The 18,168-nt window shown below is 40.3% G+C and carries 7 protein-coding genes; 4 read left to right on the top strand and 3 right to left on the bottom strand.

Annotated elements, in window-relative coordinates; translation table 11 throughout:
- The first annotated feature begins 704 nt into the window (after positions 1 to 704).
- The 4 genes from QX565_RS13405 (at position 705) to QX565_RS13390 (ending at position 11,473) form a co-directional block, all read left to right on the top strand.
- Positions 705 to 4,766 (top strand): hybrid sensor histidine kinase/response regulator transcription factor, encoded by a 4,062-nt coding sequence (locus tag QX565_RS13405; RefSeq protein WP_044094795.1) that lies wholly within the window; start codon positions 705 to 707, stop codon positions 4,764 to 4,766.
- Between the two features lie 180 nt (positions 4,767 to 4,946).
- Positions 4,947 to 7,850: an alpha-galactosidase gene (locus QX565_RS13400; RefSeq protein WP_288506116.1), complete on the top strand. Its 2,904-nt coding sequence runs from the start codon at positions 4,947 to 4,949 to the stop codon at positions 7,848 to 7,850.
- A 2-nt stretch (positions 7,851 to 7,852) separates the two neighbouring features.
- Positions 7,853 to 9,679 carry a T9SS type A sorting domain-containing protein gene (locus QX565_RS13395; RefSeq protein WP_289293015.1) on the top strand — a complete coding sequence of 609 codons (1,827 nt, stop codon included), beginning with the start codon at positions 7,853 to 7,855 and terminating at the stop codon, positions 9,677 to 9,679.
- A 687-nt stretch (positions 9,680 to 10,366) separates the two neighbouring features.
- Positions 10,367 to 11,473, top strand: a complete 1,107-nt coding sequence (locus tag QX565_RS13390; RefSeq protein ID WP_289293014.1) for a DUF4934 domain-containing protein — start codon at positions 10,367 to 10,369, stop codon at positions 11,471 to 11,473.
- A gap of 1,044 nt (positions 11,474 to 12,517) precedes the next feature.
- On the opposite strand, the gene QX565_RS13385 is transcribed toward QX565_RS13390, so the two are convergent.
- Genes QX565_RS13385 through QX565_RS13375 form a run of 3 tightly spaced genes read right to left on the bottom strand, consistent with a single transcriptional unit; the run spans position 12,518 to position 18,165 of the window.
- Positions 12,518 to 14,395, bottom strand: a complete 1,878-nt coding sequence (locus QX565_RS13385) for an FAD-dependent oxidoreductase (RefSeq protein ID WP_289293013.1) — start codon at positions 14,393 to 14,395, stop codon at positions 12,518 to 12,520.
- Between the two features lie 17 nt (positions 14,396 to 14,412).
- Entirely contained in the window at positions 14,413 to 16,227 is a 1,815-nt protein-coding gene (locus QX565_RS13380; RefSeq protein WP_289293012.1) for a glycoside hydrolase family 2 protein, read from the bottom strand.
- A 12-nt stretch (positions 16,228 to 16,239) separates the two neighbouring features.
- On the bottom strand, positions 16,240 to 18,165 hold the full coding sequence (locus QX565_RS13375; protein WP_289293011.1) for a hypothetical protein: 1,926 nt from the start codon (positions 18,163 to 18,165) through the stop codon (positions 16,240 to 16,242).
- Positions 18,166 to 18,168 lie beyond the last annotated feature (3 nt).

Here is an 18,168-nt window from a genome sequence, read left to right as displayed (position 1 = left end):
TCTATATCATACATTTGTTTCCCTTTGCGAAAATCTGCGATCATCTGCGTTTCAATAAAGATTTAAACTCTGTGGAACTCCGTGTTACTCTGTGGTGAAATACATTCAAAACCGATCAGTGACGAAGCTTATGGCCCAATCTTTTCGGTAGCGGAAGTATCCATAGACGGTATCGATCCCCTTGTTCGGTGTTGTACTTTGTTTTTCTTAGAAAGGAACGTCCCTTTTCCCCGGTGAGTAGTCTTGTTTTAGATGTACATGTAAAGCAGCATGAGATGCACATGTCGTGCTGTCCCACATGCACATGTCGTACTGCTTTACATGTACATCTAAAACAATGTTACCCACCGAGGCTTCCTACGTTACTCTACGGGATAGAGCTTTATCAATACCGGAGAAAGAGACTGATGGCAATGACAAACGCCATTAAGCTCAAAACCGTACAGATATGAACTCACCACAGAGTAACACAAAGTTTCACAGAGTACTATTTATCTGATCAGCTACTGATTCTTATGAGTAATAGCTCTCTAAAGATATCATTTCATACTCTTTTCTTTTTGTCAATCCCTGCTTTTTTGTTTTCTTTGTAATGTAAAAGAGCCTTTTGTACAGGTGATAAAGTATTAATGTATATTAGATGATTACTGCTTGAAGAAAATTGTGTTTTACTATGAATTGAATTTAACCTTATGTAGGATAATATGGAAACAAGAATCAGGAGTTTTTTGATAGGAATATTCTCTTTAGTTGCACTCTTTTCCTATTCTCATAATCTTAAACAGATAACCAATCGGGATGGTCTTTCCAATAGTTCTGTTATCTGTCTGTTTCAAGATAGCGAGCGTTTTCTGTGGGTGGGTACTTATGATGGGTTGAATATGTATGATGGCCGGGATATTTATGTCTATAAACCACATGTCAATAGCCAAAAGAGTCTTTCGAGCAATGTAATAAGAGAAATAATTGAAACAAAAGACCAGTGTTTATGGGTAAATACAAAGTGGGGACTGAATAAACTCTCCCGTAAGAAAAACAGCATAGAAGAATCTTATGATGAGTTTCGTGATAGTTATTTTATAGCAAAGGACAGCAAAGATCATCTTTTTGTATTAGGTAAACAGGGATTCATCTCGTTTTATGATGAGGTGAATAAAAGGTTCATAGATATCTCTGTTGGCGAGGACATAACGAACTTATATGCTCACAATTTTACCATTGATGACAATGATACTATCTGGATTACACTACAAGGCAAAGTCAGGAAGTTTACTGTCGACTTCAAAAATGAAAAGACGCCGCGGATTGTGAGACATCCCGGTCTCACTCATTCGGCAGAGATAATAAACTTCTGTTATAATGGGGGGCGTTTCGCTTTTGTTGATCTCAAGCGTGATTTATATACAGTGAATAGGGGGAAGGCAGAGTATATCGCGAATATCTCTGAACTTGTCAACCAGAACGGCATAATCTCTACCATCATTTTTGATGATGATGATATTCTGATTGGTTTTAAGACCAACGGTTTGTTCCGGCTTATTGCAAAGGAAGGTTATAGAAGTGAAAAGATTGATATAAATTGTGGCGTTTTTTCGTTGTGGAAAGACGAATTACAGAATATAATCTGGATTGGTACTGATGGGCAAGGTGTGTTTGCTTATACAAAAGATGCTTATACTTTCTGTAACATAACTTTGAATCAGCTTCCTATCAAGAAAAAACGCCCGGTTCGTGCTATTCAGACAGATAAAGACGAAAACCTCTGGCTTGGAACAAAAGATAATGGAGTAATCTGCATCAAGAACTATCGCATGGCAAAAGAATATTCTTCTTCCAATGTCATTCAGTATACGATGCAGGATGGACTGGCTAATAATTCTGTTTTCGCTTTTTCACTGAGCCGGAAAAATATTCTTTGGATTTGTTCCGATGGACCTGGAATCAGTTATTATTCTTATGATGATCAGAAGATACATCGTATTTCCGATGCCCGGTATGTACATACCATTTATGAAGCCAGTGATTCTGTTTTATGGGTAGGAGCAGACAAAGGATTGTTAAAACTGTCGGTGGAGTGGAAGGGCAATAAACCTATTGTCAAGGATAGCAAGGCTTTTCTCTCAGAGGTAAGAGGTAAGCGTTTTGATATACAGATTTATTCGATGTATGCCGAGAATGATTCTATTCTTTGGCTCGGTACACGTGGTTCCGGAGCGTTTCGTTTCAATATGTATACAGGTAGTTATCAGAATATCCGGTTTAACAAAGTGGGTATTCCGCCTATTGATGATATTCTTTGTATTCTGAAGGATAGTAAACAACGTTTGTGGTTCGGCTCCAGCTATGGTTTGACCCGTTTGGACAGTTATCAGAAAGATAGTGTATCTTTTACCAGTTACAGTGAAAATAAAGGTTTGCCTAATAATACGATACATGGGATGAAAGAAGATAGCCGTGGCAATTTGTGGCTCAGTAGCAATACCGGTATTATTCAGTTCAATCCCGATAGCGAAGTCTTTCGTCAATATAACTACAAAACAGGTTTGGATGTTTTTGAGTTTAGTGATAATGCCTATTATCAGAGTCCGTTCACCGGTTCTATCTTTTTTGGTGGGATCAATGGAGTGGTATGGCTTCAAGAGGATTCCATAACAGAAAATAAAATGGTGCCCGAGATCTATTTTACCCGTTTACGTATTTTCAATGAAGACTATAATATCAACGATTTGATGAAAGGAGAGGGCGAGAATCGATATCTGGAATTGAAACACAACCAAAATTTCTTCTCTATATCTTTTGTTGCTATGGACTTTATCAATGGGGCAAATAGCAGTTACTCATACCTGTTGGAAAACTTCAGTAATGTCTGGATGAATACCGAACAGACAAACGAGGCACATTTCACAAGTATTCCTCCTGGGAAATATGTGTTGAAAGTACGCTATAATAGTGGTACCGATGGTTCTAAAGATCAATATGAAAGTATTACCATTGTTATTCTTCCTCCCTGGTATTTTAGTATTTATGCCAAGATCGGTTATTTTTTATTGATTATTGGTATTGGTTTCTATGTTTTCCGCTGGATAGGGCAACGAAATGAGCGAAAAAGAAAAATCATTGCCGAGAAGCTTGAGGAGCGCCATAAAGAAGAGGTATATGAAGAAAAATTACGATTCTTTACTAACATCACCCATGAGTTCTGTACACCATTGACTTTGATTTACGGACCCTGTGAACGAATTCTGACACATCCGAATACAGATTCATTTACCCGGAAGTATGTCCGGCTTATCAAATCGAATACAGAACGTTTGAATGCGCTGATACAGGAAGTTATCGAATTTCGAAGGATGGAGACAGGACATAAAACATGTAATATCCAGCAGGTGAATATCAACGAAGTGCTGAATGATCTTTCAGTTTCCTTCTCCGAATTGGCGGAACAAAACAAAGTCACGTTTGAGATGGAGGTCGATAAATCCATTTACTGGAATACGGATTTCAGATGTTTGTCTAAGATACTGAATAACTTGATTTCCAATGCTTTTAAATATACCCCGGAGGGAGGTATTATTCGTATCAGAGTATTGACTGAAAATAGTCACCTCTTGTTGCGGGTGTACAATACCGGAAAAGGTATTCGCGAAGAAAACAGGGAGCTGATCTTCAATCGGTATAGCATATTGGATAATATAGAAGAGAATGCAGTGAAAGGGCTTTCTTCCCGTAACGGTTTGGGAATGGCTATTTGCCACAGTATGGTTGAGTTATTAAAGGGGGAAATTCATATTGAAAGTGAGGTTGATAAATATGCAGAGTTCATTGTGAGTCTGCCCGAACTGGAGTTAACTCCGTTGACAGATGGAAAACAGATTTCCTCTGTTTCTTCCCATCAGCCGGATAAGGCAGAAATGTCTGAAACAACTGAGAATGAAACGATACCTGTACCGCTTGTTTCGTTAGAGCAACTTCCAAATGACATGAAAGCGAAGATATTGGTTATTGATGACAATAAAGAGATATTGGGATTAGTTCAGGAGATTCTTTCTGACAAATATCGGATAGTAACAGCTGATGACGGCGAGAAGGGAATGGCTATCCTGAAAGCCGAGATGCCCGATCTTGTTATTACTGATATCATGATGCCGGGAACGGACGGCTTTGAACTCACCCGTCAGATCAAACAGAATAAGCATACGATGTACATTCCATTGATCATTCTTTCGGCAAAGAATACGAATGAAGAAAAAATAGAGGGTATCGAAGCGGGAGCGGATGCCTATATACCGAAACCGTTTAATGCGACTTATCTGTGTGCTGTGGTAGACCGTTTGCTTGATAATCGCAATAAATTAAAAGAGTACTATAATTCTTCTGCCAGTGCGTATGAGTTTACAAACGGGCAACTTATGCAGAAAGAAGATAAGGACTTCATGCAGAATGTGATTGCCTTTATTAATGAGAATATGGATAATGCCGAACTTTCTCCGGAAGATATGGCGAGTTATCTGCAGCTCAGTATTCGTAATTTGTATCGCAAGTTTAAAGAGCTTGATCAGCTACCTCCAAAAGACTTTATCAAAGATTACAGGGTTCATCATGCGGCTAAGTTACTGAAAACTACAAAGCTCACGATTCAGGAGATTATCTATAAGTCGGGATTCAATAATCGTTCTCATTTTTATAAAGAGTTTGATAAGAGATTCAATACCACTCCGAGAGAGTTCCGCGAGGCTCATAATCATAAGGATGAGACTTTATCATAAAAATCGCATCTATAAGTGTCCTTTTTCGTGACAAAAGTGACTTCAATAGTGTAAAGACATTATTGGAGACATTTTTGTCACAAAAAAGAAGTTTGATTTGTATTTCGGCACATATTTTTGTAGAGTCAAGCACTTTGGTGTAGCTGATTCTTAATAGTATGAAAACAAATCCGCTGATTTATGAAGAAAATTCTTTTACCTTTGTTATTATTGTGGCCCTTTATTTCTATTGCTGCCGAAGACAAAGCCAGCATTACTCCTTCAACCCGGGAAGGAACTTCGGTGTGGCTTATTGAAAATGAAACCTTGTCAGCTCAAATAGAACTGAATTCTTCAGGGCAATTACTTTTTACTCATTTGTATAATAAAACTTCTCAGTCAGAATGCCTGACCGGACACGGAAGTTCCTCTTTATTCCATTATAAAGGAAGGGCGGTGGCTCATAAAAAAACAGAAGAAGGAGAACTTGTATCCTATCCGTTTGAATATTCTGCCGGAATGAAAGGATGGAGCCTGGCCGGTTCTTCTGTAGAAGACATTCTGATGACAACTTTTTCCGGGAAAGAGTCTTTGGGAAAACGACTTTCTGTTGTTGTTCAAAACGAAGATTTGGAAGTAACTATATGTGCCGAAATCTATGATGGCAAGTCAGGGCTACGTATACAGAACTATTTAAAGAACCTCACCGGTAATTATCGTTTTGTTATTGAAGAATCAACCGTTTTGCGTTTAAATCTTCCTAACAATCCTCATCATTTGCATTTTTCCTGCAATACGAAGTGGGAAAGTACTACTGGAGGTGTGGAAGAAGCTCCTTTGTATAATAAAGGAAAAAGAGTGGCTAAAGTTCTTTTAAACAGATACGAAGATGGGACAGGATGGTATCTGGCACCGGAAGTGAATTGGCGGACTCAGTATGGCCCGGAAGTTCCTTCATCCGCTTATGAATATATGCACCGCTCTTTTGCCGGTGCAACAGCCTGGTCTTCATCCGCTTCCGATTATGTACAGGTGATTACCCATCCGGAATCGTTCCAGTTGGTACTCTTTCCACAAGAGAAATTTGAATATATAGCGGTTAACCTCACTTTATTTACCGGAGATATGGTAGACGGTAAAATGGCAGTAGAAGAGCATTTGCGTAAACGCTATAAATATCACGATACGCAAACTTTATTTAATACAAATGACTGGGACTGGTTTACTACCGGAAAGCGTACTGACCGTTTTTACCGTGAAGTTGTCATACCTAAAGCAAAGGAGGCAGGAATGGATATGGTGATGTGGGATGATGGATGGAATAACCCTAACAGTACGAATACCGGTCTTGATAATAGTGGCACACACCGGGATGAAATAGTTCCCTCTCCTATGGTAACGACCGATTTTAAAGGATTAACCGATTTTATCCATGACAACGGGCTTATGTTTGGTCTGTGGTACAGTATGAGTGGAGGCAATCATAACATGGGGTTTGACTTGTCTGATCCGGCTTTTATTTCAGCAAAAAGAGAGAAAGTAAGAACATTGTTGGAGGATCATCATATGTCTCATCAGATGGTTGATCTTACAGAGATGTGGCAAGTGCTTGATGAAACTTCGCATAGTTATCCCAGTGACAATGTCTACAGGAAGGTAGTCAGAACAAAGAACCTGATGAATGAGCTGGCTGATAAGTATCCGCAATACATCGTAAAAGTAACCAGTGAACTGGACATCCATCCTACTCAGGGAGACAGGGCGGTGGAACTGCTTCATATTCCCTATAACGGATTTATGACTTCTGTAGGAGATGCCGGAGGAGGTGTTATTGGGATGGTAAGTTATTGTTTTGGGCATTACCCTCTCAATTCTGTTTACTTTGGAGGTACACATAGTGCCCTGATGGAGGATTATTATAAATTTATGGTAGCCCGTGATATCAAATTCGGTGTTTGTCCCGATCAGTGGAGTCAGAAAGGGATAGAGCTGATGGCTAAGTTCAATAAATGGCGTAGAAGTAAACGTATTGCTGATATGTCTACACAAATTATTCGCCCGGTTTATCTGGGGAAGGGTTGGGATAGCAATGAAGTGGCAAACTGGGATTTTGGTTCGGGGCCCCTATCCTGGATGTATACTACTGAACAGAAAGATAAGGCTTTACTAATCAGTAGTAATTGTGGCGAAGTAGGACATATTGGTAAGATGCCTCTTCCGATTCGTTGGTTGGATGATCGGAAGTACTATCTGATTGAAGATATAACACTTGATGATACCCGGCAGTTTACCTATCATTTTGAGGGTGTTTTTACGGGAGCTGATTTAAAGAAAGGGGCATTTGCTATCAATATGTACCAGAACAGTTCTCGTGGAAAAGCATTCTGGATACAGGAAATGAAAGCCGGCCAGCCGGTGCAGGTGCTTTATATGGACGAGAATGTAGATGACTACCAGGAAAACTATATGGACGATGTACTGACTGTTACTCTTAAAGGAAAGGCGAACGAAGAGGCTTTGGCTATTTTATATTATCAGGCAGAAAATAAAGTAAATCACTATCGGATCCTGTTAGACGAAAATGGGCAGGGAGAATTACGTTGCACTTCTGTTCCCGAGGGTGAAGAAGAGGTGGATGGTTATCCTGGCTTTAGTGGTGGTTTGCGCTATGATCTGGAAAACCTGCACGACAATCTTATTCTTTCTGATGATAAGATAAAAATGTCTTCTGTTTTTAATGGTAATCCCGATTCGGAAGGGGGGTACAGTTCATTTGCCGGTATGAATGCGGTAGGAGACTATGTTGTCTATAAATTAGAGATTCCTTCAGCGGGGACTTATAACATATCATTAAATTATAAATTGTCTAAAAGTAGCCGTGGGGAGTGTGGATGGGCAGTATCCGAGGATAATATAAATTATACGGATATCGGAAAACCATTCTCTCAGGCAACAACGGGTGCTGAGAAAATGGAAACACTGAATATGGGAGATTATACATTTCATACCTCCGGCACCAAATATTTTAAGATGTCTTTAACGGCTGTTTCCTCGAATGGAGGGAAAAATTTGTCTACTAACTATCTAAAACTAACTCTTCAATGATCATGATAAAGAAACGAAACCTGTTAGTAATTTTATTCTCTCTTATTGCTGTATCTTTTTTGTCGGCAAAGAATTATTATGTGAAGCCGGTAAGTTCCGGTCAGGGGTCTGGTATCTCTTGGGCTCATGCTTCAAACAATTTGCAGGATATGATAAATAATGCATCTGCCGGTGATACAATTTGTGTTGCCGCAGGTACTTATTATGGCGGATTTACTCTGAAAGACGGCGTTTGTATGGGGGGAGGTTTTGATGGAACGGAAAGATCCTTTATAGATCGTCAGTTCCCCGGAAGCGGACAGAATCTGACTATTTTGGATGGAGGGAATAAGCAGAGAGTACTTACTCAGGAGAAAGACTTCTCATCCCGTACTGTTATATCGGGATTTGTTATTCAGAATGGATATGCCCTGTTCGGAGCAGGGGCTTGTCTTTTCAACAATACTGTGTTGGAGGCTTGTATTATACGCCATAATATAGGTGGTAATGCTAATATAGGTGATTATATAGAATCATTGGGTGGAGTTGTTTTTTATGCAAGTGAAGGTAAAGCTCATATTTTGGCAGTTGAAGAATACGGGAAAAATTTCCAGTCTTCTGTTGTTGGGTTGAAAAGCTACTATAAACTGGAGAATGCTTTGCAAGATTGGGACGGTAAAAAGAATACGGAGGCACTGGTGCAATCCCGGGCTGCAAAAGCTCTTTCGGAGTATAAACCGGTTACTTCAGCCGGAACAATCTCTGATTGGTACATACCTTCTATCGGCGAATGGAGCACTCTCCTGTCACCGGACACTTTATCCGGAACTCTGTCTGAAACCGGAGTCCTGGTTAATGAAACTCTGAAAAAAAATAATAAAACTCCCATTGAAGGCAATCGGTACTGGTCGTCAACAGCAGCGTCGACTACTGGGCTGGGAGAGTTGTGGTATGTGAATTTTGCAAGTAACTCTATTAATAAGATACACTCTTTGCAGTACAATAAGCTGCGTGGAGTAAGGAGAGTGGATGCGAATACTATCAAAGGAATGGGAGGAGGTTTGTATCTGAACGAGGGGGCATATGTTATCTCTTGCCTTGTATATGATAATCAAGCTCCCGAAGCATCGGCTATATATATGAGCGAAAGAGCTTACATTTATAATTCTACAATTGTGAATAATGTTGCGATGAAAAAAGGAGAGTATGCAGTAGAAATGGCTTTAGGTGCTGCTTTGTCAGCTATCAAAAATTCTTTGTTTTGGAATAACTATGACGTAGATAATTCCCCTTTGGATTTTGTGGATATACCCGCCTATAATTGTGCTGTCCGACAAGCGACTACCACAGTAGATCAGCCAGTCATTGTATTGCACGAAAAGAATGAGAATATATCCGGTCCTAATTTTGTAAATCCTCTGAATGGTGATTTTCATCTGCTTGCCAGTTCACCGTGTGCTAAAGCGGGGACAAAATCAAATATTCCCGGACGATATGTCTTTAGAGATATGGATGGTAATAATTATAGAGATATGATAGATATTCCTGTCGGAGCGTATGCAGTCGCTACAACAACCGGAGTTGTTAATCCGTCTGTAAATGGAAATCAGTTTGTGGTTCATCCGTCATCTCCGGTGAAAGGAGAGGCGATGGAAATTCATTTTCATACGGCTGAAACAGGTATATATCAGATTGAGATACTCTCTATTGATGGTTTAAGTATATCTCGTTCAGACTTTTATTCGAATAGCCCGTTGCTGTTGTCGGCACCTTCCACTCCGGGAGTATATCTTCTGAATATAAATCAGGATGGAGTAAAGATACAGTCTACGAAGATTATTGTTCGTTGATGTTGAGAATGATTATTTATATAAATGATAACCTATGTTGTTTTATTTACGTAGAGGATGATTGATATGGAGGCATTGATTGTTTTCTTCTAAACATATACTTTCTTATACTTAATCATAACGTACTTTCTCTCTATAGATCGTTTGCTTTCTTCATCTATTATCTACAAAGATGAGAATTAAAAACATCCCCATGTTTCGGAGCACAACATGGGGATGTTCTTTTGCTGAACATCCGGATGTTATCACTAAAAACATCCGGGTGTTTTATAATCAGAAATCAAATAATAATCATGCAATATAGTATGTTTCAATTGTTTAATTCTAATATGCTTTGTTGTTGCTAATATATACATTTCAACAGTGTTTTTTTCAATTAGACAACTATAAAATCAGATTAAGAGGTTGGAATTATCATTTTATTGTGAGAAAAATATTGGATAATTTAATAGAAGGTGTGAACTGTTTGAATTAATTCGGATAAAACTGTTGTAGTTTATGCTTTCTTACAGAATCAGACAGTTTTGGCACTGTTGTATACATCTTTTGAATATACTTTATGTTTCTTTGTAGCATCAACTCTTTTGGGAGAGAGTAGACTTATTAAATATTGGTTGTGCGAATTATTTTGCTCTATATTGTGATTAAGAGGGTGTATTCTCTTAATCATTAAAAAATAAATAAAATATGAGAATTCTGATCAAGGTTGTTATAGTAATACTGGGTGTGCTGGTATCTGTATCCTGTAAGGATAGAAATAATGAGAAAGATATTTTTCCTGTTGTTGAGGTGGATTTATTTAATCCAATTGAAGAAGTGCCGGTATCGTCATTTATTGACACTTTAATTTCGGTTAGATTAGAGTTGCCAAAACCTTTGTTTTTTGGTGTTACTGCAGATGTTTTGTTTGCCGATACAAATATCTATGTTCATGATAGTAAACAAGAAATAATATTCCGTTTTAATAGTCAAGGAAATTTTCTAAATATGATAGGAAAACTTGGAAATGGGCCGGGAGAATTTTCTTCGTGTAGTTCTTGTTTCTTGAATGGAGATACTGTGTTTGTAAGTGATCTTGATACTCGGAGGATATTTAGTTATACTCAGGAGGGAAATTTTATAAATGTGATTTCATTTCCGTTTAGCTTTGTATATGAGGATATTGTATATATGCCGGATGGGGAGTTTTTATGTCATCGGTTAGCGCCTGCAAAAAATAACCGTGGAATTTGGATTATGAATAAAAAAGGTGAAAAGTCAGAGGTAGTGTATGCAAATGAAGATGTTTATCCTTATATTCATAGTAGTTGGAACACCTTATCTATACTTGGAGGCGGACTAATTGGTATCTACGAACCTCCTACCGGAAAATATTACTCTTTTAATACGAAAGATCATTTATTAAAAAAAGTGATACAGTTGAGAGCAAATGCGAAAATGCTGGGTGATTTTAAAGGTATTGATAGTACGATTGGTCTCAAAGAAGAGTATTCAAACTGTTCTATAATACTTAATACTGACAATTATATTTTCTCGTTGTGGGTTTTGCCCGGTTACACTTCCGGAGTATTTTCTCTATATTCTAAAGAGGCAAAAAAGATGACAATTTTTAAGAAGCCTTTAGTGGATTTTCCCGGTTATTTTTCTTTAGGAACGATGAAGTCTTCTAATCTACCTAATACATTAGTAACCATATTAACAGATGAATATCAATTTGATGATTGTCCGAAGCAATACAAGAATCTGGAATTTAATGAGCGGGTTATGATTGTCAACAAATGGGTGTTTAAGTAATTCTATTCTATTTTTATCACTTATTGTGAAAATTCGCGATATTATGTTACCCAGTTTTGCTTAAAAAATAAGATATATAAACTTTTTTATCAATATCCTGTCATTTGTAACCGATTTAAAGAAGTTGATATTGCAGCTCCCAAAATATTAGATGAGTCGTTTGCATATTCTATTGTTTCTTCGGAGGCTTTAGATCGATTTATAAATCCGGATTTATTAGATGAAGACAACAAGAAAAGATATGATTCTGTAAATCAGGATAGTAATCCGATTATCATTCGATATACATTCAAAAAGTAGAGCCTGCTTTAGGCTTTATTCAATTATCCATTACTGATGATCTAAACTATATTTATTGAAAGATTATTTTAAGGGTGTTTATATCTCTATCCGGTTTCCTTTTTCGTTACAAAAAGGCGAGGCTGTTTTCTTCACCCTTTATGCCTGTTGTTAAATATGCAAACTTTCATTTCGTTTCTCTACGAAGATCGCCTCGATGCTCTACGAGAAACGCCCCGATCTCCGTAGAGAAACGACTCGATCTTCGTAGAGAAAAAATAGATTTTGTAATACATTGATTATTAGCGTGCTGGTTAAGGGCGCGTGTGTAGCATATTTTCAATCTATAGGACTCTCCTTTACCTCTCCTTTCACCCTATTTGTATTTCTGAAATAACTACAATTTCAGGATTCTGCTAAATGTAATCCCTATCATATCGTTATTGCTGAGCTACCGAACTGTAAATAGCATACAATGGTTTGTTAGCGATATTATTTAGTAAGTAATTGTTCTAAATTATATGATATTATTATTGAAACGCAAATGATTGTAGATTAAATAGCTGCGCTATACTTGAGTGATGATATGCTTTGCGTGAATCTGCGAGTTTCTGCGTTTTAATAATAGTATCCTATTAATTTTGAACAGTTACTTATGCATTTGTTTATCGATACATTGAATTATATTTGTGATATGATTTTGCCTCCAGAACTGATTACTGGAGGCATATCTTATTTTGCGTATTTTATTTATCTCCGGAGGAGTCAGAATAATCCGGTTCTTTCCGATTGTAACTTGTATATGTCTGTCAGTACTTTCAGTCGGGTTGTTTGTCCGGGAGTCGCTTTTAGCTGTGTACCGCACAAATTACTCCAGTTGCGTAAGGTACTCTCATCTATCGGCTGTTGTAATGAAGCATTCCAGTCCGGAAGATATCCGCGCAGGCCCAGATATTGTACCAGTGGGAAAGCATCATCCGTTGGTTTTACATCTCGAAAATAGATAAGGGTGGCTTTTTGTTTTATCAGAATATCCTGTAGTGAAGGTATATCCACATTTCGTACTTTCACTCCTTTGTCTATGGCAAGTGCTGCTGTGATACCGGCAGCTTGTCCCAGAGCCATCCAACAAGGTTCCATGCGTAAGGTGGAGAAACCGATGTGAGAACCGGATACAGGTACCGGCAATAGCAGGTTGTCTACGTCTTTAGGTAGAATTACTCCTAAAGGTACGGTGTAAACGGCTGTGGGATAACTGATGAATCCATCCAGATGTACTCTTCCTGTCTCTCTTTTGCGGGCAGCATGAGAGTCGAGGGCATAATGACTTGCGGTCACACTACTTGAATGTAAAGGAGGGCGTTTACCCGGACTGACCGGAAGTGCATCGGCTGCTGTGAAGAAGTAAACTCCCTCAAAACGACGGCCTTCGCGTACGTATACTTGCCGGGGAAAGGATTCATTATCGGGATATTCGTCTTTTGCCAGTCCCCATTTCAGCATTTCCTTGCGGAAGTGGGACGGGAGTTCTTTATCATGCTGGGCAAACCAGAAAAGCCCTAAAGTATAGTCTTTTAAGCGTTTGGCAAATTTATCCCGCCATTCCCACGAGGAGGTGGGCCATGGCCAGTTTTCTTCGGGCAGATCGGTAGAAAGAAAAGCAGCGTGCTGATTGTTACCGTCAGTCTTTTGGTTCGGCAGGTTGACGAGACTACTTAGTTTCCAGATCCCCCAGCTGTCTCCGGGAAGTTTGGTTCTGTTGCCTTTTGCGATATGCCGGCGATTTTCTTCCAACATCTCATTTGTCACTTTCAGCATGGCCCGTTGTGTGTTACGTCCGGTCCATACATCCTCTATGAGAGAGACGTATTCGTCTCGGTTGTAGTTATCCGGTCGGGTGAAAGGAACCATGTTCTTTGGATCGTTTGTGAGACACAAACGATAGTTATAAGCTTGCACAGCGTTATCTGCCTGCCCGGTACTTCCATCGGCAGGGAGGCTTTTCCAGTATTCATAGGTCCTTCCGGCTCCCGGTTCATTAAATTCTTCCCGGCTTTCACGACCGACACGGAACGGCACACCTGCTGCGGTTCCTAAATCGCCCTCATAAGTGGCATCTATAAAGATTTTCCCCTGATAGGTTTCTTTTTGTCCGTTTTCCCTGTTCAGGATACAGATACTCTCGATACGGTCGTTTCTGATGCAGATGTTTTTGTTCTCTGCATCAAACTGACGCATCAGGCGCACGGTGATCTTCTCTTTCTGCTCATTCAGCATCTCTTCAAAAATACGGGCGGCTACGGATGGTTCGAAGTGAAAACCGTTACTGCAAGTTTTCACTTGGGGTGAATCGGCTCCGTAATGACTGATGTAATACTGTCTGATACGAGAGGTGAATTCAGAGAATAGTCCCGTAGTAGCTTCGCGGGTTGCAATGTCGGTAGCTCCAAGTCCATTGGCCGGAAGTCCGCCAATGTGGTTGGTTCGTTCCAGTATGACGGAAGTTTTGCCTTGCCGTGCTGCAGCGATGGCTGCCATGATACCTCCCGGATTTCCTCCGACAATGACGAGGTCGAAGGAATTCTGTGCGGGTAGGTTACTGCTTAGAAACAACAATAGAATGAGTAGGCCGTTTCGTTTCATGATATATGTTTTTGTTCTTATTTCTTCTCCGGTAGTCTGTTGAATATGGATTTGATAATCTCCATATCAAACTTCGGGGTACGGTCGTAATTATAAATACCGTTCTGTTCCTGTTCTACATCTGTTAGCTGGGTGTAGCAATATCCGGCCACAAAATCAAATTCGAGAACAGTAAATGTAATGTCCTTCAGTCGGGCATAAAACTCGTCAAGTGTTTCCGGACCTTTTCCGTAGCCCCAGGTGTTTTTGGCAAACTGCTTTCCATGCACCCATTTGATACCACCATATTCGTCGAGGAAGTAAGGCTGTCCTTCATAGGGAACTTCTTTCTTCACATCTTTCTGGGGGAGCTTACCGTCCTTTATTTCCAACCGTTTTTTCATCTCTTCACCGCTCTGTGCATAATGATGTACACTCCAGATGTCTGTCATCACATGGTAATTTCCACTGGCATCATTTACCGGACGATAATCCAGATTGTGTGAGAGTTTATAAACGTCTGAAATGAAACGGTCGTGTTGGCGTGCCTGTTCGTTGTCATTCGGGCGGTCCCAGGTTTCATTGAATGGGGTCCATACAATGATTGAAGGGTGATTGCGGTCGCGAACTACTACTTCCTCCCATTCGGTGAGGAAGTTCCGGGCGGCTTCCGGGCTACTGGTATTAAGACCCCAGCTTGCCGACTCTCCCCAGGTAAGGTATCCCAACTTGTCCGCCCAGTAATGAAAACGTTCTTCAAACACTTTCTGATGGAGGCGTGCTCCGTTGAAACCTGCGGCTAAACTAAGTTCGATATCACGTTTCAGATCTGCATCTGTGGGAGCAGTCCATACACCTGTGGGATAGAATCCCTGATCGAGTACAAAGCGCAGATAACAGGGCTCATTATTGAGAAAGAATTTATTTCCTTCGATATGTACCTTGCGCATACCGGCATAAGAATTGACGTGATCAATCACTTTTCCTTTGCCATCCAATACTTCCAGTTCGATGTCGTATAAGAAGGGCGAACCCGGTGACCAGGTTTTTACGGTTTTCAATGGTAACATCAGTGTCAGAGGAGTGGCAGCAGTTTGTGTCTGTTTGCTGACTACGCGATCACCATCCTTTACACTGACACGCAGCTTTTGTCCGGCTTGTAATCCGTAGAATTCCGGTTGAACGGTGAAACATTTCTGATCCAGTTCCGGTGTGATACGAACAGACTTTAATCCACAGGCATCTACTGCTTCCATCCATACGGTCTGCCAGATGCCGGTAGTACGGGTATAATCGCATCCTTGTGAATAGAAGTTACCCGATTGTTTTCCTCTTCCCTGGGTTCCACTGCGCTGGTCGTCTTCTACGTATACCACAAGTTGCTGTTCTTCTCCGTATTTAACAAACCGTGTAATGTCTATTCCGAATGAGGAACTACCTCCCCAATGTCTGCCTGCTACTTGCCCGTTGATATAGATTACTGAGTAATAATCTACTCCGCCAAAGTGAAGGATAACCTTTTTATCTTGCCAGTCTGCCGGAACTTGTAACTTGCGGTGATACCACATGGCTGGGATGAAATCTTTGTATTCTACTCCCGATAATTTACTTTCCGGGCAGAATGGGACGGTGATAAACTCGTTAAATCCTGTACTGTTGTATAACTTACGGTCTCTGCCCGATTTGCCAAAGTCGAATGTATAGCTCCATTGACCGTTCAGGTTTCTCCATTCTGCACGTTCAAACTGTGGACGTGGATATTCCGGACGTGGTATCGAATTATTTTGTGCGTTGGCAGTCCAACCGGTCAATAATAAGAAGGAAAATAAAATGTAAATAATAAGGTGTTTCATATTGTGTCAGAATTAGAGTTTGGTTGAATCGAGAATCAGTTTCTCCGATCCTTTTTTGATTTCAATTTTACGTGAATTGAACAAGGCTTTGCAGTAAGGATTGTCGTAACGGTATTTCCATCTGAGTTCCTGTTTTTTTCCTTTTATAGTAAACGGAGATTGCCAGCCAAATGTTACATTTCCGATAGACGGAGAAGTATAATTAACATTTAGTTTCTGGCAAGACACCTTGGCCGATGAGATCGCATTTACAAATTTAGTAAAGTCGCCCCATTCTGTTTTTGTTCCGGTCTCGCAGATCCAGATGTTTTGTCGGCCCGATGCAAGTAAATCACATATATCTCCTCTTTCACCCGCCTGATATGTAGTGGCATTTTGTGAATAGAGCGCTACGTAGCCGTCTTTTTTGCGTCCGAAAGTCCAGTTACCTTTTGTCAGCACTTCATCAAAATCATTTTTGGGGAAGTAGGCATGTGTATAATCATTTTTCTGGTTTTCGGGGATGTTGTAGATACATACTACTACATTTTTGTGTTGTGCTGCCCGTGGTAGGATTTCATTACCAGCCCAGTAGTTTGGCGAATATTTCAGGTTTTTGCCTCCGGGATGATTGGTGTAAACGATAGCACGGTTGCCCAGAGTGGCCTGCCAGATGTGTTGTTGATAACCCGGAGCTCCCGGACGGTAATCCTGTACACTACTGAGCATATATTCCGGGGTACGATAAGTTTCTACGTTGGCTTCGGATAAAGCAAAACGGTCGAGGTGTGAATTTACCAGTTTACCGTAGGTTTTAATCTGTTCTTCGTACTTACAGATGTATTGGTCGTAGTTACGATAGGGCCAGGTGTCGTACTTTTCTGAGATCTGTTTGGACATTTTGATTGCCAATGGGTGAATAAATTCCTGCATACCCCAAAAGAGGTGACAGTCCAGTTCATTGTCATAAGAGAGTCCGTAAGAGGGTGCATCTTCCACATTGATACTTATACGCTGACGGTTGAGCATGGGGCGCTGATAATCGATAGCGATCTCCTGTATGACTTTGGGACATTGATATTTACTGGTGGACAGGGCAATGGGAGCCATTACTTCATCACGGTCGAAAGTACCGACTCCGAACATCAGTTTTGTCAGCGGAGAGGTGTTGTGCGAACCATTGATAAGAGAATGAGCATACATACGTCCGCTGGTAGAACCCATCATGCCTTCGAAATTATTCAGAGCCATGTCGAACATCAACAGGTCCAGCACCATACCTGCTTTTTTGCGTATAGCTTCGTCTTCGGCATAATCATACAGATTGGCGAGTAGCATTGCTTCTACCTCGTAATAGGTAGACAGCCATTCGCTGAATCCGAATCGGAACCGGAAATCCAGCCAGCGTTCCAGGCGTTCTTTGGCATGTTGCATGTGCTGTACACCATTCATGCCATTGGTGAATATCCTGTCTTTGTAGAGCTGTCCGGCAAGTAGTTCGGCTGTGTGGTAGAGTGCCTGATGGTTTTCCGTATGATAACACCGGTAGGTCGTGTCACGTCGTCCGTCGTCCCACCAGTATTTAAAATCGAGTACACAAGCCTCTATCTCTTTTCTAAGATGGGCAGGTATCACTGTTTTCTCCCGGTCCATATAGAGAAGCCGTAGCATGCCGTTGATTGAGAAGTCATTGCAGTCGCGGTTAGAACGTACCACAGCAATAGCTTTGTAGGTTGGTTCATCTTCCATTGGCTGGCCAATGGCAACACGGGCTATCTGGTTGAAGATTCCCGTTAGGAAATCTTTTCGCCCGTGTTCGGCATAATATTTCAGGAAGCTTTCTTTCCGTTCTTCCGGACTTGCTTTAGGTGTATACCAGTATTCATCTTTTCCCTTGGCTTGTATGGTTTGTAAAAGGGAGAGTATAAAAAGGATACTTACTGTGATTATGTGTTTCATGAT

It is taken from the genome of Bacteroides sp. 41_26 (assembly GCF_949740115.1).
Lineage (GTDB): Bacteria > Bacteroidota > Bacteroidia > Bacteroidales > Bacteroidaceae > Bacteroides > Bacteroides nordii.
The sequence above is the reverse complement of the archived record's forward strand: the minus strand, read 5'-3'. Positions and strand labels throughout refer to the sequence as shown.